General features: G+C 72.2%; 14 protein-coding genes. 4 read left to right on the top strand and 10 right to left on the bottom strand.

Annotated features, from left to right (window positions below; translation table 11 throughout):
• Positions 1-15: 15 nt before the first annotated feature.
• Positions 16-1,206 (top strand): TOMM precursor leader peptide-binding protein, encoded by a 1,191-nt coding sequence (locus OG485_RS28155; protein ID WP_328671305.1) that lies wholly within the window; start codon positions 16-18, stop codon positions 1,204-1,206.
• Complete coding sequence (locus OG485_RS28150; RefSeq protein WP_328671304.1) at positions 1,199-2,617, top strand: ABC1 kinase family protein; 1,419 nt, start codon at positions 1,199-1,201, stop codon at positions 2,615-2,617. The genes OG485_RS28155 and OG485_RS28150 overlap by 8 nt, the downstream gene beginning before the upstream one ends.
• A 93-nt stretch (positions 2,618-2,710) precedes the next feature.
• On the opposite strand, the gene OG485_RS28145 is transcribed toward OG485_RS28150, so the two are convergent.
• The 5 genes from OG485_RS28145 to OG485_RS28125 form a co-directional block, all read right to left on the bottom strand.
• Entirely contained in the window at positions 2,711-2,935 is a 225-nt protein-coding gene (locus OG485_RS28145; RefSeq protein WP_328671303.1) for a hypothetical protein, read from the bottom strand.
• A 140-nt stretch (positions 2,936-3,075) separates the two neighbouring features.
• Positions 3,076-3,399: a hypothetical protein gene (locus OG485_RS28140; RefSeq protein WP_328671302.1), complete on the bottom strand. Its 324-nt coding sequence runs from the start codon at positions 3,397-3,399 to the stop codon at positions 3,076-3,078.
• A complete protein-coding gene (locus OG485_RS28135) occupies positions 3,396-3,764 on the bottom strand; it encodes a WhiB family transcriptional regulator (protein ID WP_328448466.1) in 369 nt (122 codons plus the stop codon). Before OG485_RS28135 ends, OG485_RS28140 begins: the two co-directional genes overlap by 4 nt.
• A gap of 176 nt (positions 3,765-3,940) precedes the next feature.
• The gene (locus OG485_RS28130; protein WP_328671301.1) at positions 3,941-4,267 is read right to left on the bottom strand and encodes a hypothetical protein; all 327 of its coding nucleotides are present in this window, start codon (positions 4,265-4,267) and stop codon (positions 3,941-3,943) included.
• A 164-nt stretch (positions 4,268-4,431) separates the two neighbouring features.
• Positions 4,432-6,627: an ATP-dependent DNA helicase UvrD2 gene (locus tag OG485_RS28125; protein WP_328671300.1), complete on the bottom strand. Its 2,196-nt coding sequence runs from the start codon at positions 6,625-6,627 to the stop codon at positions 4,432-4,434.
• 297 nt (positions 6,628-6,924) lie between these two features.
• Between OG485_RS28125 and OG485_RS28120 the strand changes: the two genes are divergently transcribed.
• Positions 6,925-7,179 (top strand): mycoredoxin, encoded by a 255-nt coding sequence (locus OG485_RS28120; protein ID WP_326785638.1) that lies wholly within the window; start codon positions 6,925-6,927, stop codon positions 7,177-7,179.
• A gap of 69 nt (positions 7,180-7,248) precedes the next feature.
• Here the strand turns inward: OG485_RS28120 and nudC are convergent, their stop codons facing one another.
• The 5 genes from nudC to OG485_RS28095 all read right to left on the bottom strand — a co-directional run bounded on the left by nudC (position 7,249) and on the right by OG485_RS28095 (position 17,556).
• The gene (gene nudC / locus OG485_RS28115; RefSeq protein ID WP_328671299.1) at positions 7,249-8,193 is read right to left on the bottom strand and encodes an NAD(+) diphosphatase; all 945 of its coding nucleotides are present in this window, start codon (positions 8,191-8,193) and stop codon (positions 7,249-7,251) included.
• A 95-nt stretch (positions 8,194-8,288) separates the two neighbouring features.
• Positions 8,289-9,701 (bottom strand): dipeptidase, encoded by a 1,413-nt coding sequence (locus OG485_RS28110; RefSeq protein WP_328671298.1) that lies wholly within the window; start codon positions 9,699-9,701, stop codon positions 8,289-8,291.
• Positions 9,702-9,711: 10 nt separating this feature from the next.
• A complete protein-coding gene (locus OG485_RS28105) occupies positions 9,712-13,371 on the bottom strand; it encodes an ATP-dependent DNA helicase (protein ID WP_328671297.1) in 3,660 nt (1,219 codons plus the stop codon).
• 132 nt (positions 13,372-13,503) lie between these two features.
• Positions 13,504-16,935 (bottom strand): ATP-dependent helicase, encoded by a 3,432-nt coding sequence (locus OG485_RS28100; protein WP_328671296.1) that lies wholly within the window; start codon positions 16,933-16,935, stop codon positions 13,504-13,506.
• A 255-nt stretch (positions 16,936-17,190) separates the two neighbouring features.
• The gene (locus OG485_RS28095) at positions 17,191-17,556 is read right to left on the bottom strand and encodes an MGMT family protein (protein WP_328671295.1); all 366 of its coding nucleotides are present in this window, start codon (positions 17,554-17,556) and stop codon (positions 17,191-17,193) included.
• Between the two features lie 185 nt (positions 17,557-17,741).
• On the opposite strand from OG485_RS28095, the gene OG485_RS28090 reads away from it, so the two are divergent.
• The gene (locus OG485_RS28090) at positions 17,742-20,621 is read left to right on the top strand and encodes a lysylphosphatidylglycerol synthase transmembrane domain-containing protein (protein WP_328671294.1); all 2,880 of its coding nucleotides are present in this window, start codon (positions 17,742-17,744) and stop codon (positions 20,619-20,621) included.
• Positions 20,622-20,769 lie beyond the last annotated feature (148 nt).

Genomic DNA, 20,769 nt, shown 5'->3' with positions numbered 1-20,769 from the left:
CTACGGGGGTAGGTCATGCATCCGATCGTGAAGCCCGCGCTGCGGCGCGGCTGGCGGGATCTCAACACCGTGCAGTTCGGGATGACACCGGCGCACGCGATGGTGCTGGGCCCGATGGACACGGCGACAGGCAGCTTCCTCGAACTGCTCGACGGGACACGCGGAATGCCGCTGCTGCGCGAGCAGGGACGCGAGATGGGGCTGCCCGACGGCCATGTGGACGGGCTGGTGGACCGGCTGGCCGGGTCCGGCCTCCTGGACGACACGACCGGGGGCGGCCCGGCCGCGGACGCTCTGCGCGAGAGGAAGGAGGTCATGGAACGGCTGCGGCCGGACCTCGCCTCCCTCTCCCTTCTCTCCCGCGAGCCGGGCGGGGCCGTCGAGCGCCTGGCGGCCCGCCGACACCTGCGCGTACGGGTGCGGGGCGCCGGCCGGGTGGGGGTCCTGCTGGCCGCGCTGCTCGCGGGTGCCGGTGTGGGCGAGGTCGAGGTGCGTGACCTCGGCCGTGTCGAACCGTGGGACGTGGCGCCCGGCGGCCTTCCCGTCGAGTCCATCGGTGAGCGCCGGGAGGACGCCGCCCGGCGCGCGGTGCGCCGCGCCGCGCCGCGCCGTCCTCCCCGCGCGTCCGCCAGGGACGAGAAGGGGGAGGAGACGCGCGGACTGTCCCTCGTGATCCTCGCTCCCCGGGACGGCCTCGCCGTCCACGCGCCGGACCCCGCCTCGGCCGAGGGCCTGATCACCTCGGGAACGCCCCACCTCTACGCGGGGGTCGCCGAAGCGACCGGAGTCGTGGGTCCCCTGGTCCTGCCGGGCGACACCGGCTGCGCGGGCTGCCTGGACCAGCGGCGCGCCGACATGGATCCGACCTGGCCGCGGCTGGTCGCGCAGTGGCGCTCCGGGCGGCAGCGCCGGGTGGCCGCGTGCGATCTCGCCCTGTCCGCGGTGGTGGCCGGGCTCGCCGCGAGTCACGCGCTCACCTTCCTGGACGGGGATCCGCCCGCCTGCACGGGGGCCCGCTGGGAGGCGTCACTGCCCGGATGCGAGTGGCGGTCGACACCGGTCCGGGCGCACCCCGCCTGCTCCTGCGGCACCGCTACGAAAACAAATGGTGAGCGAACCCCCGAGGACGGCGAAGCACACGCGACAATGTCAGGGCGACAGCCGCACGCGGCACAGCTTGCTGGGACCTGGAGGGCGCATGTCTGATCTTCCCCGGAAGGCAGTCACCCGGACTGCCAAACTGGCCGCGCTGCCACTCGGCTTCGCCGGGCGGGCGACCTGGGGACTCGGGAAGCGGATCGGCGGGAAGTCGGCGGAGATCGTGGGCCGCGAACTCCAGCAGCGTACGGCCGAACAGCTCTTCAAGGTCCTTGGAGAGCTGAAGGGCGGTGCGATGAAGTTCGGGCAGGCAATGTCCGTGTTCGAGTCGGCGCTGCCGGAGGAGATCGCGGGCCCTTACCGTGCGGCGCTGACGAAACTCCAGGACGCGGCGCCGCCCATGCCGACGCGCACGGTCCACTCCGTTCTGGAGGAGCGGCTCGGCGCGGACTGGGCCGAGCTGTTCGTGGAGTTCGAGGACAAGCCGTCGGCGGCCGCCTCGATCGGCCAGGTGCACCGGGCGGTGTGGCACGACGGACGTGAGGTCGCCGTCAAGGTGCAGTATCCGGGGGCGGGCGAGGCCCTTCTGTCCGACCTGACCCAACTCAGCCGCTTCGCCCGGCTCCTGGGGCCCCTGATCCCCGGAATGGACATCAAGCCGCTCATCACGGAGCTGCGCGACCGGGTCTCCGAGGAACTCGACTACGGCTTGGAGGCGCAGGCCCAGGCAGCGCACGCCGAGGAGTTCGCGGACGACCCCGACGTGCTGGTGCCCGCGGTGGTCCACCAGTGCGAGCAGGTCCTGGTGACGGAGTGGATCGACGGTGTGCCGCTGTCGGAGGTGATCACCGACGGCACTCCGGAACAGCGGGACCGCGCCGGCCAGTTGCTGGCCCGGTTCCTCTTCTCGGGCCCGGCCCGTACCGGTCTGCTGCACGCCGATCCGCACCCGGGCAACTTCCGTCTCCTGCCGGACGGGGAAGGCGGCTGGCGGCTGGGTGTCCTGGACTTCGGCACGGTGGACCGGCTTCCCGGCGGCCTGCCCCAGCCGATCGGCGATTCCCTCCGGATGACCCTGGACGGCGACGCCGAGTCGGTCTACGAACTGCTCTGTGAGGAAGGCTTCGTCAAGGAGTCGATAGACCTCGCACCCGACGCGGTCCTGGACTATCTGCTGCCGATCATCGAGCCGGCCGAGGTGGACGAGTTCACCTTCACCCGAGGCTGGATGCGCAACCAGGCCGCCCGCATCGCCGACCCGCGCTCCCCCGCCCATCAGCTGGGCCGGCAGTTGAACCTGCCGCCCGCGTATCTCCTCATACACCGGGTGACCCTCAGCACCATAGGTGTCCTGTGCCAGCTCGGCGCGACGGTCAGACTGCGCGACGAACTGGAGGAGTGGCTGCCGGGGTTCGTGCCGGAGGAGGACCTGGAAGCCGAGGAGCTGGAAGTCGAGGCCCTGGAGGTCGAGGAACTGGGCGAGGAAGTGGGCGAGGAAGTGGCGGCCGCCGAGGCGTGAGTCCGCGTCCCGTCGCGGACCGGCCGGGGGCGGAAGAAGCGGCCGTCGGGTCCGGACGGCGGGGCGGCAGGGCGGGGCGGTCGTCGGGTCCGGCTACCACCAGGCCGAGTCGAGACGGCCCTCGATCGCTCTGAGGTTGCTGCGGGCGCAGTCGTCGCAGAAGTAGCGGCGGGTGCCGTTCTCGACGGAACAGGTCCACGTCGGCCGGGGGCCGGTGGCCGTGGTGCCGCAGTGGGCGCACACGATCTTCTCGGCTTCGTCGGCGTCGGGCTTCGGTACGGGGCCGGTGCTGTCACTGTCTTCGGGAAGACTCGTCACCCGGGCGACGATATCGCCGCGGCGGGCGGTTCGCGCGGTGCAACGCACCGCGGGGGCCGGTCCCGTTCGGACCGGCCCCCGCGGGCTTTCCTGCCTGTGATTGCTGCGACTGCAACGGCTGCTACGACGGCGTGCGTCGATTACTGCATGACCGCCATGGCCAGCGCTCGCCGGGCTCGCATCGAAGCGCGCTCGGCCCTGCGCTGCATGCGGCGAGCGGTCACCAGGCGCATGGCCCGGCGTTCCTGCTCGGCCTGGTGCAGTCGCTCGTGCATATGCGCACGAGCCAAGGCTTCTGGGATGAGTTGCATCTCTCGGGTCCTGTTCTGACGCGAGTCGTTCGCGCCGGTGCTGGTGAAGTCTGGGGTCGCGGAGCCGGCGGGCTCGCTCGTGAACGGCTTCATCGGGGCCTGTTTCTTGGGGTCGTGCGTCAGGGGGCGGTCGATCGTTCCTCGGATGTTCATACCGCGACCGGGTTCTTGCGCGGGCGGCCACGCGGCCGCTTGCGGGCCACGACGACACCCTGGACGAAGAGCTCGCCACCCCAGACGCCCCAGGGCTCACGCCGCTCCTTGGCGCCGGCGAGGCAGGCCTCCATCAGCGGGCAGGTGCGGCAGAGGGACTTGGCGTACTCGACATCGGCCGGCGACTCGGCGAAGAAGACCTCCGGGTCGTAGGAACGGCAGGGGACGGGCACGCCGAGGTTCTCGATGGCGTCGTCGAGCGCGGTGAGCGCGGTGAGGGGGATCAAGGTGGAGTCCTCCGTGAGGCCGGGCGGGGGGATCGTTTCGGAAGGCGGTACGGACGGGGCGTGCGCTTCGAGTTGCACGGTTCGTCTTCCTCGTCTGGTCGTGCCGGCCGGGGTCGGCCGGTTGGCGGCTGGTACCGGGTTCTTTTCTTGTCCCGAGGCCCCTTCGCTCTGCCGTCCCCGGTCGGGGACAAACAGAAGGGCCGCGGATCCCGGGTGGGGTTCCGCGGCCCTGAAGGCGCCGGCCTGATGGTGGATCAGGCTGGATCACTCCAGGGTTCAGGCCCACGGAAGGCCCACATCGTGTGGTGCTGCTGCGTCTGCTTCAGGGATCCGGCACCGGCTGCCGCAAAGGCATAGGCATGTGCTTCTGCCACTACTGCCGCTTCCAGTGCCTGAATCGGTCGCTCATTGCGCTCTCGGACGGGAAGACCCGCGAGAGACAGGGAGGACGCCGGCCGGACGGCAGGAATGCCGGACAGACCGGTACCCAGGTTCGAGACGCCGAGCGGGCACGTGGAGACGACGACCGAGGGATCGGTCATTTTCACGGTGTTGATGAAGCTGGTGTCGATGCTGATCACTGGAATCGCCTCCTCTCGGCGTCTTGGGGGACCGGGGCGAACCGATCCGACGGATATTAAGTACAGCACGGAACCAGGGCCTTCGAGAAGGCCGCTGCTTCCGTGGTTAAGAACCTATGGGGATTGCCGGGGCATGCGCAAACTATTTTCCCGACGAGTTTGAATCAGTTGCCCTCACCGTGTTCCGCGACCTCCCGACCTGCGCAGATGGCCAGAACGTCGGCTCCAAAACGGTTCAGTTTGCGGACACCGACGCCGGGGATGCGAGCGAGCTCGCCCTCGTCGTCCGGCGCGGTCTCCGCGATCGCCACCAGCGTCCTGTCGGTGAAGACGCAGAACGCGGGCTGCCCGCTGCGCTCCGCCTGCACCGCGCGCCACTCGCGCAGCCGCTCGTAGAGACCCTCGTCCATGTCGGAGGGGCAGCCGTCGCAGCGCATCAGCTTCATCTCACCCGCGTCGGTGAGCGTGCGCCCGCAGACCCGGCAGCGCGCGGGGCTGCGGCTCGTACGCCGTTCGGCGGCGCGGTCTGTTCTCGTGGCGCCGCGCTCGATACCGCCCCCGGCGGCGCCGGCGCGACCGCCCGCCGTGGCGACGGAGCCGGGACGCAGACCGTCGAGGAACCGGCTGGGGCGCCGGCCCGCGCGGCCTCCGGGCGAGCGGGCGAGCGCCCAGGAGACGAAGAGGCGCTCTCTGGCGCGGGTGACACCGACGTAGAGCAGGCGGCGCTCCTCCTCGATCTGTTCTTCGGTCTTTGCGTAGGTGATCGGCATCATGCCCTCGGCGACCCCCACCAGGAAGACGACGTCCCACTCCAGTCCCTTGGAGGAGTGCAGGGAGGCAAGGGTGACGCCCTGCACGGTCGGGGCGTGCTGGGCACTCGCGCGTTCGTCGAGTTCTGCCACCAGGTCGCCGAGCGTCGCGCCGGGCTTGGCGATCGCGAAGTCCTGCGCGAGGTTCACCAGGGCCGCCAGCGACTCCCAGCGTTCTCTGACCGCGCCGGAGCCCGCCGGGGGTTTGCCTGTCCAGCCCTCTCCCGAGAGCACGGCGCGGACCTGCGACGGCAGGTCGACGGCGTCGTCGAGGAGCGAGTCGTTGCCGCCGAAACGGGCCGCGGCGCGCAGGGCCGCACCCGCCTTGCGCACCTCGGGGCGGTCGAAGAACCGCTCGGCGCCGCGCAGCTGGTAGGGCACACCCGCGTCGGCGAGCGCCTGTTCGTAGGTCTCGGACTGGGAGTTCGTGCGGAACAGGATCGCGATCTCGCCGGCCTGGACGCCCGAGGCGATGAGATCGCGGATGCGGCGGGCGGCGCCCTCGGCCTCGGTGGGCTCGTCCGTGTACTCGGCGTAGACGGGCTCGGCGCCCGGGGGCCGCTGGGAGATCAGTTCGAGACGGTGCTCGGCGGCCCGGCCGCGGGCCTGGGAGAGCAGGCCGTTGGCCAGGTGGACGACCTGGGGCGAGGAGCGGTAGTCGCGGACGAGCTTGACGACGGTGGCTCCGGGATGGCGGGTGCGGAAGTCGAGAAGGTGGTCGGGGGTTGCACCGGTGAACGAGTAGATCGTCTGGCTGGCGTCGCCCACCACGCAGAGACTGTCCCGCTCACCGAGCCACAGCTCCAGGAGGCGCTGTTGGAGCGGGCTGACGTCCTGGTACTCGTCGACCACGAAGTGCTGGTACTGGGAGCGGACCTGCTCGGCGATGTCGTGCCGGTCCTGGAGGATGGCGACCGTGAGCAGCAGGACGTCCTCGAAGTCGATGACCGCGCGGTCACGCTTGAGGTCCTCGTACGCCGAGTAGATCTTGGCGGTCTCGGCCGGGTCCCGGGGGGCTTCGCGTCCGGCGCGGGCGGCGGCCGCGGCGTAGTCGGCGGGGATGGTCTGGGTGACCTTGCACCACTCGATCTCACCCGTGACGTCCCGCAGCTCTCCCCGGTCGAGGCGGATGCGGCAGGCGGCCGCCGCGTCCGCGACGAGCTGGATCTTGCGGTCCACCAGCCGGGGCAGTCCGCCACCGACGGCTTTCGGCCAGAAGTACTGGAGCTGGCGCAGCGCGGCCGAGTGGAAGGTGCGGGCCTGGACTCCTCCGGCGCCGAGCTGGCGCAGCCGTCCGCGCATCTCTCCCGCGGCCCGGTTGGTGAAGGTGACCGCGAGCACGCTGGAGGGCTGGAGGATCCCCGCGCGCACCCCGTAGGCGATGCGGTGGGTGATCGCCCGCGTCTTGCCCGTGCCGGCTCCCGCCAGCACGCACACCGGACCGTGCAGGGCGGTCGCGACCGCGCGCTGCTCGGGGTCGAGCCCGTCGAGCACCGCGTCGGCCGTGTCCGGAACCTGCGGGAAGAGGGTGGAGTGCGTTGCTGCTGTCACACAGCCATGCTGCCAGGTCGGCGGAGGCGGGTGAGCCGGTTGTCCACAGGGAGACGGCTGCGGTCGTACGAATGCGGCGAGCGTCACGTGCGCCGCGTGTACCGGGGGCGCCTTTCGGCCATGCCCCGCAGTCACGCTCCTTCTTCGCCGCGACCGTGTCACCTGCGGTGGGACGCGGGTGCGGCGAGCGTCACGTCCCGGCGGGCGTCCCCGATACCCCACGGGAATGGTGACCGGATGATCTGCGTTCCACTTGCAGCGACCAAGCACCCCAAGCCGTGAAGGAGCGCATGAGACATGCAGGGCACTGTGACGATGTACAGCACCACGTGGTGCGGCTACTGCCGTCGGCTCAAGAGCCAGATGGACCGTGAGGGCATCGCGTACAACGAGATCAACATCGAGCAGGACCCGCAGTCCGCGGCGTTCGTCGAGAAGGCGAACGGTGGCAACCAGACCGTTCCGACGGTCCTGGTGGTCGCCGCCGGCGGCGCCGAGGTCGTCATGACGAACCCGAGCCTCGCCCAGGTGAAGCAGGCCCTCACCGCCTGACCTCACGCGCGCACGGCAATGCCCCTCCGGCGAGCTCGCCGGAGGGGCATCGTCATGTCCGGGGCCCGCTCAGGGGGCGTTGCGGGTCGGCAGGGGCTTGCCGTACCAGAGCTCGATCAGGCGGGCCGCGATCGAGATTCCGTAGGGAGGCAGCACCTCCCCGGACTCGAAGGCGGACCGCAGGTCGTCCCGGGAGAACCAACGGGCCTCCTCGATCTCCTCGCCGTCGACGTCGATCTCCGACGAGGTGGCGCGGGCCCGGAAGCCCAGCATGAGGCTGGAGGGGAAAGGCCAGGGCTGGCTGGCGACGTAGTCGACCTCGCCGACCGTGACTCCGACCTCCTCGAAGACCTCGCGGCGCACCGACTGCTCGATCGACTCGCCGGGCTCGACGAAGCCCGCGAGGGTGGAGAAGCGGCCTTCGGGCCAGTGCACCTGCCGGCCCAGCAGGATGCGGTCCTCGTCGTCCGTGACCGCCATGATCACGGCCGGGTCCGTGCGCGGGTAGTGCTCGGCGCCGCACGCCGGGCAGCGGCGGATGTGACCAGCGGCGGCGATGACGGTGCGCTCGCCGCAGCGGGAGCAGAAGCGGTGCAGTCGCTGCCAGTTCTCCAGCGCGACCGCGTGGACCATCAGACCGGCGTCGCGCGGGGACAGCAGGAGACCGGCCTCGCGCAGGCCCGCCGGGCGGGCGGACTGGTCGATACGGCCGGGAAGCGCGTCCTTCTGGAGCGCGAAGTAGCTCACCCCGTCGTCGTCCGTGCCCAGGAAATAGCGGTGGGCCTCGGTGAGCGGGGCCTCGAAGGAGGGCGTCATCAGCAGTTCGGTGGTGCCGTCGGCCGTCTCGTCGATGAGCACCTGACCGCCGGAGACCACGAAGGCGCGGGTCGTGGGGTGGCTCCAGGCCGCTGCGAGCCAGGCCTCGTCGAGCCGGTGGTGGGCGGCCCGGTCAATGCCGCTCGGAGCGGTGAGCGAGATGGGACGGTCGGCACTGTGGTCGGTCCAGGTGGTCACGGATGCTTCCAACTCCCCCGGTGGAACGGTTATTTCGGCGGGCGGTTCAGCAGGACGCGCGTGCGGTGCGCTCTTGGGGCTGCGGTTCGGCTTGTTCAGTGTGTTTCGCGCCAGTTCTCGGCGAGGTCGCCCCACAGGTAGGCGGCCGTCTCCACGCCCTTCATGAGGAGGTCGAGTTCGACCTTCTCGTTGGGGGCGTGCCAGCCGTCGGAGGGAACGGAGATGCCCAGGAAGAGCACCGGGGCGCCGAGGACTTCCTGGAGGTCGGCGGCCGGTCCCGAGCCGCCCTCGCGGGTGTAGCGGACGGGCTGCTCGAAGGCCCGGCCCATGGCGCGTACGACGGACTGCAGGGCGGGGTGGTCCAGCGGGGTCAGGCACGGGCGGGTGGCCGCGCCGAACGTGATCTCGTGCCGGATGCCGTCGGGCACCTGCTCGGCCGCCCAGGCGCGTACGGCCTTCTCGATGCGGTCCGGGTCCTGCCCGGCGACCAGCCGGAAGGAGAGCTTCACCAGGGCCGAGGACGGGATGATCGTCTTGCTGCCCGCGCCCTGGTAGCCGCCGCCGATGCCGTTGACCTCGGCGGTCGGGCGGGCCCAGACGCGCTCCAGGGTGGTGTGACCGGCCTCTCCGTGGGTGGCCGTCGACCTGGCCGTGCGCAGCCATCGTTCCTCGTCGAAGGGCAGTTCGGCGAAGAGTTCGCGCTCGCGGTCGGTGAGTTCGGTGAGCCCGTCGTAGAAGCCGGGTACGGCCACGCGCGCGTGCTCGTCGTGCAGGGCCGCGACCAGGCGGGCGACCGCGGTGGCGGGGTTGGGCACGGCACCGCCGAAGGATCCGGAGTGGATGTCCTGCTCGGGTCCGTGCAGGACGATCTCGCACTCGGCGAGGCCCCGCATGCCCGTACAGACGGTGGGGGTGTCCTCGGACCACATGCCGGTGTCGGAGACGATCACGGCGTCGGCGGCGAGCCGCCGCGCGTGCTTCTCGACGAGCTCGCGGAAGTGCGGGGAGCCGGACTCCTCCTCGCCCTCGATCAGCAGCTTGAGGTGCACGGCCGGGGTGGTGCGCCCCGTGGCGGCGAGGTGGGCCCGGACGCCGAGTGTGTGGAAGAACACCTGGCCCTTGTCGTCCGCGGCCCCGCGCGCGTGGAGGCGGTTGCCCCGGACCACCGGCTCGAAGGGGTCGGTGTCCCAGCCGTCCTCGCGGGCGGCGGGCTGCACGTCGTGGTGTCCGTAGACGAGGACCGTGGGGGCGTCGGGGTCCGCGGAGGGCCACTCGGCGAAGACGGCGGGCGCGCCCGCGGTCGGCCAGACCTCGCAGGTCGGGAAGCCGGTCTCCCGGAGTTTGGCGGCGAGCCAGTCGGCGCTGCGTGCCACGTCCGCGGCGTGCTCGGGCTGAGCCGAGACCGAGGGGATGCGCAGCCACCGACCGAGGTCGTCGAGGAAGGCGGCGCGGTGGGTCTCGATGTACGTACGGACGGTGCTGACGGCGTTGTCAACGGGCTTGCTCATGTTCCTGAGCCTATCCGCCCACGGAGGCGTGTTCGTCCGGCGGTTCTCCCGGAACCTCGTCGTGTACACCCGTCGGGTCCTCGGTGAGCAGCCGTTCCAGCGCCGCGCGGTCCGGGAGGCCGTCCGGTCGTACGACCTCGCCGTCGCGGACGTACAGGAAAGCGGCCGTGACGGATTCCACGGGCACTCCCTGCCGCTCGGCCCAGCCCAGGCGGTACAGCGCGAGCTGGAGCGGGTCGGCCGTGCGGCCGTGGCCGGTCTTCCAGTCGACGATCTCGTACGTCGTCTCCTCGCCTTCGCCGTTCCTGTAGACGGCGTCGATCCGGCCGCGGACGACCCGGCCGGCGATCGCGAGCTGGAAGGGCACCTCGACGCGGTACGGGGTGCGCTGCGCGTAGGGACTGCGTTCGAAGGCGTCCTTCAGGGTCTCCAGGTCGTGCTCGTCGGCGATCTCCGCCTCGCCGCCGGGCAGGTCCTCGGGGTCCAGCATCGGCAGCCGCAGTTCTTCGAAGCGGGACTCCACCCAGGCGTGGAAGCGCGTGCCCCGGCGTGCGGCGCGCTGCGGGGGGCGCGGCATGGGGCGGGCGAGTTCCTGTGCGAAGCCGTCCGGGTCGGCGGCCAGACGCACCAGCTGGGAGGCGGTGAGCGAGGCAGGGAGGGGGACGTGGGTGACGCTCGCGCGGGCGCGCATGAGCTCTCCGGTGAGCGCGTCCAGGTCGCGGTCCCAGGACGCGAGGGCGCGCGCCTCCTCGGGCGTGAGGCGCTCACTCCCGGCCTCCCGGGGGTGCAGGCGGTCGGCGGGGCCCTGGGCCTGGTGCGGCACCATGGGACGCTCGCTCCCGCGGCCGGCCGGGCGCGCTCCCGGCCGCTCCGTCACCCAGGAGTCCCAGTCCGAGTCGTCGTCTTCGGGAAGGGCGCCTTCGGGAAGGGCGCTCTCCGGGAAACCGGCCCGCGGGGGGTGCTCTCCGGGAAGGCCCCCTTCGGGGAACTCGTCTTCGGGGAGGCCGTCCTCGTCGTACCCGTCGTACTCGTCGTAGGGCGGGGTGTCGTCCTCGGGCGGGGGCGGCCATTCCGGATCGTCGTGCGAGCCGGGGTCGTGGGCGGCCGGGTACGGGTGCCTCCTGCCCCTGCCCGTGTCGGCGCCCGGGTGGGCCTCGTCGTGGGAGGCGACCCGCTCCAGGTGGGCGAGCACGGTCTCCGCAGCCGCGCGGCGCCGGGCGAGGGCCTCGTCGTCGAGCGGGAGCGGCCAGGCGTGGTCGGCGGCCGCCGCGCGCAGGGCCGGGTTCTCCTCGTCCTCGGCCGGTTCGTCCGCCCAGAGCTCGATCTCGCCGTGTCCGGCCACGCAGTGGTCGTAGAGGGCGTGCAGGAAGTCCGAGGGGCCGCGCGTCCGCTTCTGGGAGGGCCCCCACCAGTGGCCGGAGCCGAGCAGGAGCGAACGGGGGCGGGTGAACGTCACGTAGCCGAGGCGCAGTTCCTCGGTGTGCTGGTGAGCTTTCATGGCCTCGTGGAAGGCCTTGATGCCCTTGGCGTCCCAGGTGTCGACGTCGGGCAGCGTGTCGGCGTCACCGCGCAGCCGGTGCGGCAGGACCTTGCCCTGGGCGGTCCATTTCTCGCGGCCCTGACCGCTGGGGAAGGTGCCGTCGACGAGGCCGGGGACGGCCACCACGTCCCATTCCAGGCCCTTGGACTTGTGCGCGGTGAGCACCTTGACCGTGTTCTCGCCGCCGGGCAGGGCGTTGTCCAGCCCCTTCTCGTACTGCGCGGCGGTGCGCAGGAACCCGAGGAAGGCCAGCAGGCTCGCCTCGCCGTCGCCGGAGGCGAAGGACGCGGCGATGTCCAGGAAGTTGGACAGGGTCTCGCGGCGGCGGGCGGCCAGGGCATGCGGGGACGCGGAGAGCTCGACCTCGAGGCCGGTGACGGCGAGGACCCGGTGCAGGACGTCCATGAGCGGATCGGCCAGCGAGCGGCGCAGGTCGCGCAGCTCGGCGGCGAGCCGGGCGAAGCGCACGCGCGCGTCCGGCGAGAAGGGCAGCCCGTCGTCGTCCCCCGCGGCCTCGAAGGGCGTCTCCAGGAACGTGTCGAGGGCGTCGGCGAGCGATATCACCTCGGCCGGGTCGACCCCCTCGACGGCCGCCGCGAGCCTTCGGTCCGGGTCGTCGTCGGCCCCCGCGCGCGCGTGGGACACGAGCAGCCGGGCGCGGCGCCCGAGGAGGGCGAGGTCGCGCGGGCCGATCCGCCAGCGCGGACCGGTGAGCAGCCGGACGAGGGAGGCGTTCGCCCCCAGGTCCTGGAGGACTTCGCAGACGGCCACGAGGTCGGCCACCTCGGGCAGGTGCAGCAGGCCGGAGAGGCCCACCACCTCGACGGGGATGTCACGGGCGACGAGCGCGCCCTGGATCTCGGCGAAGTCGGTGGCGGTGCGGCACAGGACGGCGATCTCGGCGGGTGCCTTTCCGGTGCGTACGAGATGGGCGATCGAGTCGGCGAGCCAGCCGATCTCCTCGGCGTGGGTGCTCAGCAGCGCGCAGCGCACCAGGCCGTCCCGCTCGGCCCCGGGGGCGGGCCGCAGGGCCTCCACACCCGCGTGCATGGCGCGCAGCGGCTCCGCGAGGCCGTTGGCGAGGTCGAGGAGGCGGCCGCCGCTGCGGCGGTTCTCGCTGAGCGACTGGCGGGTGGCGGGGCGGCCGTCGGGGCGCGCGAAGTGCTCGGGGAAGTCGTCGAGGTTGGCGACGGAGGCGCCGCGCCAGCCGTAGATCGCCTGGCAGGGGTCGCCGACCGCCGTGACGGGGTGCCCTGTGCCGCCGCCGAACAGCCCGGCGAGCAGGATGCGCTGGGCCACCGACGTGTCCTGGTACTCGTCCAGCAGGACCACCCGGAACTCGTCGCGCAGGATCTCCCCGACCTCGGGACGGGTGCTGGCGAGGGTGGCCGAGAGGGCGATCTGGTCGCCGAAGTCGAGGAGGTCGCGCTCTCGTTTCGCCGCGCGGTAGCGGCCCACCAGCTCGGCGAGTTCGCGCCGGGCCGCGGCGGCCTCGGGGACCTTGCGCAGATCCGCGTTGGTGAGTCGCGCGCTCTCCAGGGTGCGCAGCAGCTCGGCGTCGTGGGCGCGCAGGTCCCCGGCCGTCACGAGGTGTTCGGAGAGCTCGGAGTCGAGGGTCAGGAGGTCCCCGACCAGGTCGGGGAAGGAGCGGGTCAGCGCCGGGTACGGGCCCGGTGCCTCGCGCAGCACGCGCGCGGCGAGCTGGTAGCGGGTGGCGTCGGCGAGGAGCCGGGACGTCGGTTCGAGACCGATGCGCAGGCCGTGGTCGGTCAGCAGCCGGCCCGCGAAGGCGTGGTACGTGGAGATGACCGGCTCGCCCGGCGGGTTGTCGGGGTCGATGACGTCCGGGTCGGTGACTCCCGCCTTGACGAGCGCCTTGCGGACCCGTTCGGCGAGTTCGCCCGCCGCCTTGTTCGTGAACGTCAGACCGAGGACCTGCTCGGGGGCCACCTGCCCGGTGCCGACCAGCCACACCACGCGGGCCGCCATCACCGTGGTCTTGCCCGAACCCGCTCCGGCCACGATCACCTGCGGGGCGGGCTCCGCGGTGATGCACTCCGTCTGTTCCGGGGTGAACGGGATGCCGAGGAGCTCTTTGAGCTGTTCGGGGTCGGTGATACGGGCGTGCATGTCGCAGAGGCTAGCGGCGTCCACTGACAGTAGTGGCCAGATCGGCGCAGATCAGCGCCCGGGGCGAAAGAACCGCAGGTCAGCACATGTCGTGCTATGCGTCACTCACTGACGTCATGTCCCCGGAGCCGCTCAGTCGACCACCTGGCGGCCCTCCGGCCGGGCACTGCAGGACGCCCGGAAGGAGCAGTGCGTGCAGTGCTGGCCCGTCGTCGGCGAGAACCGCTCGTCGAGGACCTTGCCGGCGGCGTTCGCCAGCAGGTCGCCGACCCACTCGCCCTCCAGCGGCTCCTGCGCCTGCACCTTGGGAAGGGTCTCGCCGCCGTTCTTCTTGGCGGCGCCCTGGCGGAGCTGGACGAGTTCGGCGCCGCCCGCTTCGGGACGTACGCCGTCGAAGACGTCGTCGACCGCGCCTTCGCCGACGGCGAGCTGGTAGACGGCGAGCTGCGGGTGGTGGGTCACCTCGGCGGCGCTCGGCGCCTGCTTGCCGGTCTTGAAGTCGACCACGTAGGCGCGGCCCTCGGTATCGGCCTCGACACGGTCCATGGAGCCGCGGATGCGCACTTCGTAGGAGCCCGCTTCGAGCGTCACGTCGAAGTCGTGCTCACTGGCCACCGGCGTACGGCCGGTGCGGTCCATGACGTGCCACTTCAGGAAGCGTTCGAGCGCCACGCGCGCGTGCTCCTTCTCCTGCGCGGACTTCCAGGGCGCGTCGAAGGCGAGCGCGTTCCACACGGAGTCGAGGCGCTCCATGAGGACGTCGAGATCCGCGGGGGTGCGCCCGGACGCGACCTCGTCGGCGAGGACGTGCACCACGTTGCCGAAGCCCTGGGCGGCTGTCGCGGGCGCGTCGGCTTTCACCTCCCGCCCGAGGAACCACTGCAGGGCGCAGGTGTTGGCGAGCTGGTCGAGGGCGCTGCCGGAGAGCACGACGGGCTGGTCTCGGTCGCGCAGCGGGATCTTGCTCTCCGTCGGCTCGTACATGCCCCACCAGCGGTAGGGGTGCGCGGAGGGGACCAGCGGGCGGCCGTCCTCGTCGGCGAGCGCGGCGAGCCGCGCGAGGCGGCGGGCGGCGGCCTGCCTGAGACTCTCCGAGACACGCGGGTCGACCGTGGTGGCGCGCAGCTCGGCGACCAGCGGGGCGACGGCCAGCGGGCGGCGCGGGCGGCCGGTCACGTCCTTGGGTTCGACGCCGAGCTCGGTGAGGAAACGGGAGGGCTGGTCGCCGTCGTCGGCCGGTGCCTTCACCGCCGTCACGACGAGCCGTTCACGCGCGCGGGTGGCGGCCACGTAGAAGAGCCGGCGCTCTTCGGACAGGAGTGCCCCGGGGGTGAGGGGTTCGGCGAGTCCGTCCCGCCCGATGCGGTCGGCCTCCAGCAGGGAGCCGCGGCGGCGCAGATCCGGCCACAGACCCTCCTGGACGCCCGCGACGACGACGAGGCGCCACTCCAGCCCCTTGGAGCGGTGAGCGGTCATCAGGCGTACGGCTTCGGGGCGGAAAGCCCTGCGGGTGAGCGTGTCGGCCGCGATGTCCTCGGCGTCGATCTCCTCCAGGAAGTTCAGGGCGCCACGGCCTCCGGTGCGCTCCTCCGCGCGTTCGGCGGTCGCGAACAGCGCGCACACGGCGTCGAGGTCACGGTCGGCGTTGCGGCCGGCCGCGCCGCCGCGCCGGGCGGCCCGCTCCAGGCGCTGCGGCCAGGGCGTGCCGTCCCACAGGTCCCACAGGGCCTCCTCGGCCGTTCCGCCGCCCGCGAGACGCTCACGCGCCTTGCGCAGCAGCGCGCCGAGGCGCTGGGCACCCCGGGCGTACGCGGGATCGTGCGCGACGAGCCGCTCCGGCTCGGCCAGCGCGCGGGCGAGCAGGACGTCGGACGGCGGCGGTACGAGGTTTCCGCCGGCCCGCTCCTCCTCCCGCAGGGCACGCCCCAGGCGCCGCAGGTCGGCGGCGTCCATGCTCGCGAGAGGCGAGACCAGGAGGGTGAGCGCGGTCTCGGTGTCGAGCCAGGACGCGGCGCGGACGCCGGCCGTCCCCTCCCGCGGATCGTCGGCGGAACCGGACATCCCGTCCTCGCCGGACATCCCACCCGGATCGGACACCCCATCGGCGCCGGACGGCTCCACCGCATCGGAAGGCTCTTCCGTACCGGACGACCCTTCCGTACCGGTCTCCGACTCCGCGCGGGCCACCGCCCGCAGCGCCGTCAGCAGCGGCGCGACCGCGGGTTCGTGCCGCAGGGGCAGATCGTCGCCGTCGATGTCGAGGGGCACGCCGGCCGAGGTGAGCGCCCGCCGGATCGTGGGGATCGTGCGGGAACCGGCGCGCACCAGGACGGCCATCTCTCCCCAGGGAACACCGTCCTCCAGGTGGGCGCGTCGCAGGATGTCCGCGATGTTGTCGAGCTCCGTCCCGGACGTCGGGTACGTGTAGACCTCGACGTGCCCCCCGTCCCGCACCGGAGACAGCTCGCGGTGGGCGCGCACCTTCTGCGCCGGCAGCCGGGTCAGCGGCATGCGCAGGGTGAGCCGGCGGGTGGCCTCCAGCAGATCGGCGCCCGAGCGGCGGGACGTGCCGAGAACCTCGACCGGGGCCGGGCGGCCGTCCACGCGCGGGAAGGCGTCGGGGAACTCCAGGATGCCGTTCACGTCGGCGCCGCGGAAGGCGTAGATCGACTGGTCGGGGTCGCCGAAGGCGACGAGGGTGCGCCCGCCGCCGGCGAGGCCGCGCAGCAGCCGCACCTGCGCGGGGTCGGTGTCCTGGTACTCGTCCACGTAGACGGCGTCGTACTGCGCCGCAAGCCGCTCGGCGACCTCGGGGCGGCGCACGAGGAGCACCGCGCGGTGGACCAGTTCCGCGTAGTCGAGAACTCCTTGCATGTCGAGGACGTCGAGGTACTCGGCGAGGAAGGCGGCCGCCGCGCCCCAGTCCGGGCGGCCGATGCGCCGCGCGAAGGCCTCCAGGGCGTCGGGGCCGAGCCCGAGCTCCCGGCTGCGGGCGAGAACCGCGCGGACCTCGTCCGCGAAGCCGCGCGTGGTCAGACAGGCGCGCAGTTCGTCCGGCCAGCGCACATGGGCGAGACCCAGCCGCTCCAGATCGGGCTGGCCCGCGAGCAGCTCGCGCACGGCCACGTCCTGCTCTGGGCCGGACAGCAGCCGCAGGGGCTCCACGAACAGGTCGCTGTCCTGGTGGGCCCGGATCAGGGCGTAGCAGAAGGAGTGGAACGTGGTGGCCCGGGGCGCGCGGGCGGCCCCTATGCGCAGCGCCATGCGGTCGCGGAGCTCGACGGCCGCCTTGCGGCTGAACGTGAGCACCAGGATCCGTTCCGGGTCGCCGCCGCGCTCGATCCGGGCGGCCACGGATTCGACGAGCGTGGTCGTCTTGCCCGTACCGGGACCCGCGAGAACGAGCAGCGGCCCGCTCCCGTGGTCAACCACCGCGCGCTGTCCCGCGTCAAGACGAGGGGGATCCACCCGGGCCGGAGCGGTGCGCACCAGCCGGTACGCACCACGGGCCCCCTGGCGCACGGAAGGGTACGTCAGGCGCCTGGTGGAGGAAGTGGAGCTCACGTGGTTCGCCGGTCCTGGTGGTCGTACGGGTGGGCGGACGGCCGCGTGCAGGGCGGTGACCGCGGGGTGAGGGGGACGCGTGCCGACGACGCTACGCCGGTCCGGTTCACGGAAGGAGGGCTTCCGATCCTTCCCTCACGCCTCGCACGTCCCGTGCGTCCCGTGGTGCACGAACGTACGGCATGTCACGGATGTGCCTCGTTTCCCTCGTACGGGCCTCAGTGTCCCCTTCGGCCCCGTGAATGCCGGAAGCTGTCAGGTGTGACCTTCCGCGCGTTCGCCGCCGTCCCATCGGGCCCGTCTCATGTCGACGCGTGGCAGATGACCCGCGGCGGCCCGGCTCGCCTCCTTCAGAGGCGTCCCCTCTGCGCAGTAGCGGGCCAGCGCGTCCAGTTCGTGGCCGGGCAGCAGCACACCGTCGGCACGCATGACGCGCCACCACGGAACCGCTCCGCCGTACAGGGCCAGCACCCGGCCCACCTGGCGCGGCCCGCCCTCTTCCAGCCATTCGGCGATGTCGCCGTACGTCATGACGCGACCGGGCGGGATCTGCTCGGCGACGTCGAGGACCCGCTCCGCGTACTCCGGCAGCGCGTCCGCCGGAAGCCTCTCCTCGCTCATCCGCCCCATCCTGCCCCACCCCACCGACAACGCGGCCCCGCGGCGACTGTGCATATTCCCTCCCGCCGGGTGACGCTTGTAGCAGATTGCGCGCCCCGCATTTGCACCCTGATGCCCCCGTGTGTCGGTCGGGCATGCCACCATCGTGCGGGCGGTGACTGGTGATACGAGATCAAGAAGAGACCATGAGGCAGCAGGGCGTGCACCCCGAAGACGCGGAGGGCACCTCCGCTGCCTCGTCACGCCCGGACACCGACGGCGTCGACGAGAAGGACTCGGACGACAAGACGAACGAGTCCGACTCCGTGACGGGCGGCACGGACTCCGGCGAGGCCGCGGAATCCTCTCCCGAGGCCCGGGAGACCCCGTCTCCTGAGACCCGGGCGAACCCGTCCCTGGCCCCGAGGGACGAGAAGCGGCAGGCCGAGCGCGGCACCCTCTGCGCGGACGAGGTCCACGCGGACGAGGTCGAGGGCGACGAACCGCTGCTTCCCGCGCGCGTGCACCGCCCCTCCGACCTGATGCGGCTCCTGGTCGGCGTTCTCGCGATCGTGGTGCTGCTGGCCATCGCCGCGTTCGCGCACGGCACCACCTCGGGCCTCGAACAGGACATCAACAAGGGCACCGGGCAGGCACCCGATCTACTGATCAAGATCGCTGGACTGGCGTCCAGCATCGCGATCCTCCTGGTACCGGTCGCCTTCGCCATCGAGCGGCTGATCAAACGGGACGGACTGCGCATCGCCGACGGCGTCCTCGCCGCGGTCCTCGCGCACGGAGTGACACTCGCCACGGACCTGTGGGTCGCCAAGGGCGCCCCCGGCTCCATCCAGGAGGCGCTCACCCAGCCCTCGCCCGGTGACGTCCACGCCCTCACCGACCCGGTACACGGCTATCTCGCACCGGTCATCGCCTACATGACGGCGGTCGGCATGTCCCGCAGACCGCGCTGGCGCGGGGTCCTGTGGGTCGTGCTGCTCCTCGACGCCTTCTCCATGCTGGTCACCGGCTACACGACCCCGTTCTCGATCATTCTGACGGTGCTGATCGGCTGGACCGTCGCCTACGGGACGCTGTACGCGGTCGGTTCGCCGAACGTACGGCCGACCGGGCGGACGCTGATGGCGGGCCTTCGGCACGTCGGCTTCCACCCGGTCAGCGCGGCCCGCGAGGAGATGCCGGAGAGCACGGAGAGCGGAGACCGCGGCCGGCGGTACTTCGTCACCCTGGAGGACGGCCCACCGCTCGACGTCACGGTCGTCGACCGCGAGCAGCAGGCACAGGGCTTCTTCTACCGCGCCTGGCGCCGGCTGACGCTGCGCGGGATCACCACGCGCCGCAGCCTCCAGTCACTGCGCCAGGCCCTGGAGCAGGAAGCCCTCCTCGCCTACGCGGCCATCGCGGCCGGCGCCAACGCACCCAAGCTGATCGCCACCTCCGAGCTGGGCCCGGACGCCGTGATGCTCGTCTACGAGCACACCGGCGCGCACACCCTGGACTCCCTGCCCGACGAGCTGATCACCGACGACCTGCTGCGCGACACCTGGCACCAGGTGCAGGCGCTCCAGTCCCGGCGCATCGCGCACCGCCGGCTCGCGGGCGACGCGATTCTGGTGGATCGTTCCGGCACGGTGATCCTCACGGATCTGCGCGGCGGCGAGATCGCGGCGGGCGATCTGCTGCTGCGCATGGACATCGCCCAGCTCGTGACCACCCTCGGGCTGCGCGTGGGCGCCGAGCGCGCGGTGGCGTCCGCGGTGGGCGTGCTCGGCCCTGACGCCGTCGCGGACTGCCTGCCCATGCTCCAGCCGATCGCGTTGACGCGCTCCACGCGCGCGACGCTGCGCAGACTCGCCCGGGAGCGCGCGCAGCGCGAACGCGAGGCGGTACTGGAGGCCTCGCGTCAGGCCAAACTCGCCCGCGCCGCGGAAGCGGCCGAGGAAGGCGGGGAAGCGGCCCGGCCCCTGCCGGAGAAGGCCGACAAGAAGGCCGTACGCGCGGAGCAGCGCGCCGAGAAGCGAGCCATCGACGAGGCCCTGGACGAGGCACGCGAAGAGGATCTGCTCACCCAGATCCGCCATCAGGTCCTGCTGATCAGACCCCAGGCGCCCGTGGAGCCGGCCCGGCTGGAGCGGGTCAAGCCCCGCACGCTGATCAGTCTCATCGCCGGGGCGATCGGCGCGTACTTCCTGCTCACCCAGCTCACCCACATCGAGTTCGGGACCCTCTTCGACAACGCCGAATGGGGCTGGGTCGCGGCGGCCGCGCTGTTCTCCGCCCTGAGCTACTTCGCGGCGGCGATGAGCCTCCTCGGCTTCGTACCCGAGCGGGTGCCCTTCCTGCGGACCGCGGCGGCCCAGGTCGCCGGCTCGTTCGTGAAGATCGTGGCACCCGCCGCGGTCGGCGGCGTCGCCCTCAACACGCGCTTCCTCCAGCGTGCCGGGGTACGGCCGGGGCTCGCGGTGGCGAGTGTCGGCGCGTCGCAGCTGTTCGGGCTCGGCTGCCACATCCTGATGCTGCTGTCCTTCGGCTATCTGACCGGTACGGAGAAGACGCCGTCCCTGTCGCCGTCCCGCACGGTCATCGCGGGCCTGCTGACGGTCGCGGTGTTCATCCTCGTGGTGACGTCGGTGCCGCTGCTGCGCAAGTTCGTCTCCACGCGCGTGAGGTCGCTGTTCGCGGGCGTCGTGCCGCGCATGCTGGACGTGCTGCAGCGGCCGCAGAAGCTCGTCACCGGCATCGGCGGCATGCTGCTGCTGACGGCCTGCTTCGTGATGTGCCTGGACGCGTCGATCCGGGCGTTCGGCAACGCGGAGACGACCTCGCTCAGCCTCGCCAGCGTCGCCGTCGTCTTCCTCGCCGGAAACGCACTCGGCTCGGCGGCCCCGACCCCGGGCGGTGTGGGCGCGGTCGAGGCGACCCTCACCGTCGGCCTGATCGCCGTCGGACTGCCCAAGGAGGTCGCGGCGCCTGCAGTGCTGCTGTACCGGCTGCTGACACTGTGGCTCCCGGTGCTGCCCGGATGGCTGTTCTTCAACCACCTGACACGCAAGGGCGCGCTCTAAGGCCCCCGCGAGACCCTCGCGAGGACCGCCCGTACGCGCCCGCGCCGGCCCGTACCAGCGGCGGGCTGAGCCCCCGGCCCTGTCCGGGACAGCGGTTGACGGACGGCCCGTCCCCGTCCGTACCGGCGGCGGACGGACGGCCTCGTCC

The sequence above is a fragment of the Streptomyces sp. NBC_00328 genome, from assembly GCF_036139655.1.
Taxonomy (GTDB): domain Bacteria; phylum Actinomycetota; class Actinomycetes; order Streptomycetales; family Streptomycetaceae; genus Streptomyces.
The sequence above is the reverse complement of the archived record's forward strand: the minus strand, read 5'-3'. Positions and strand labels throughout refer to the sequence as shown.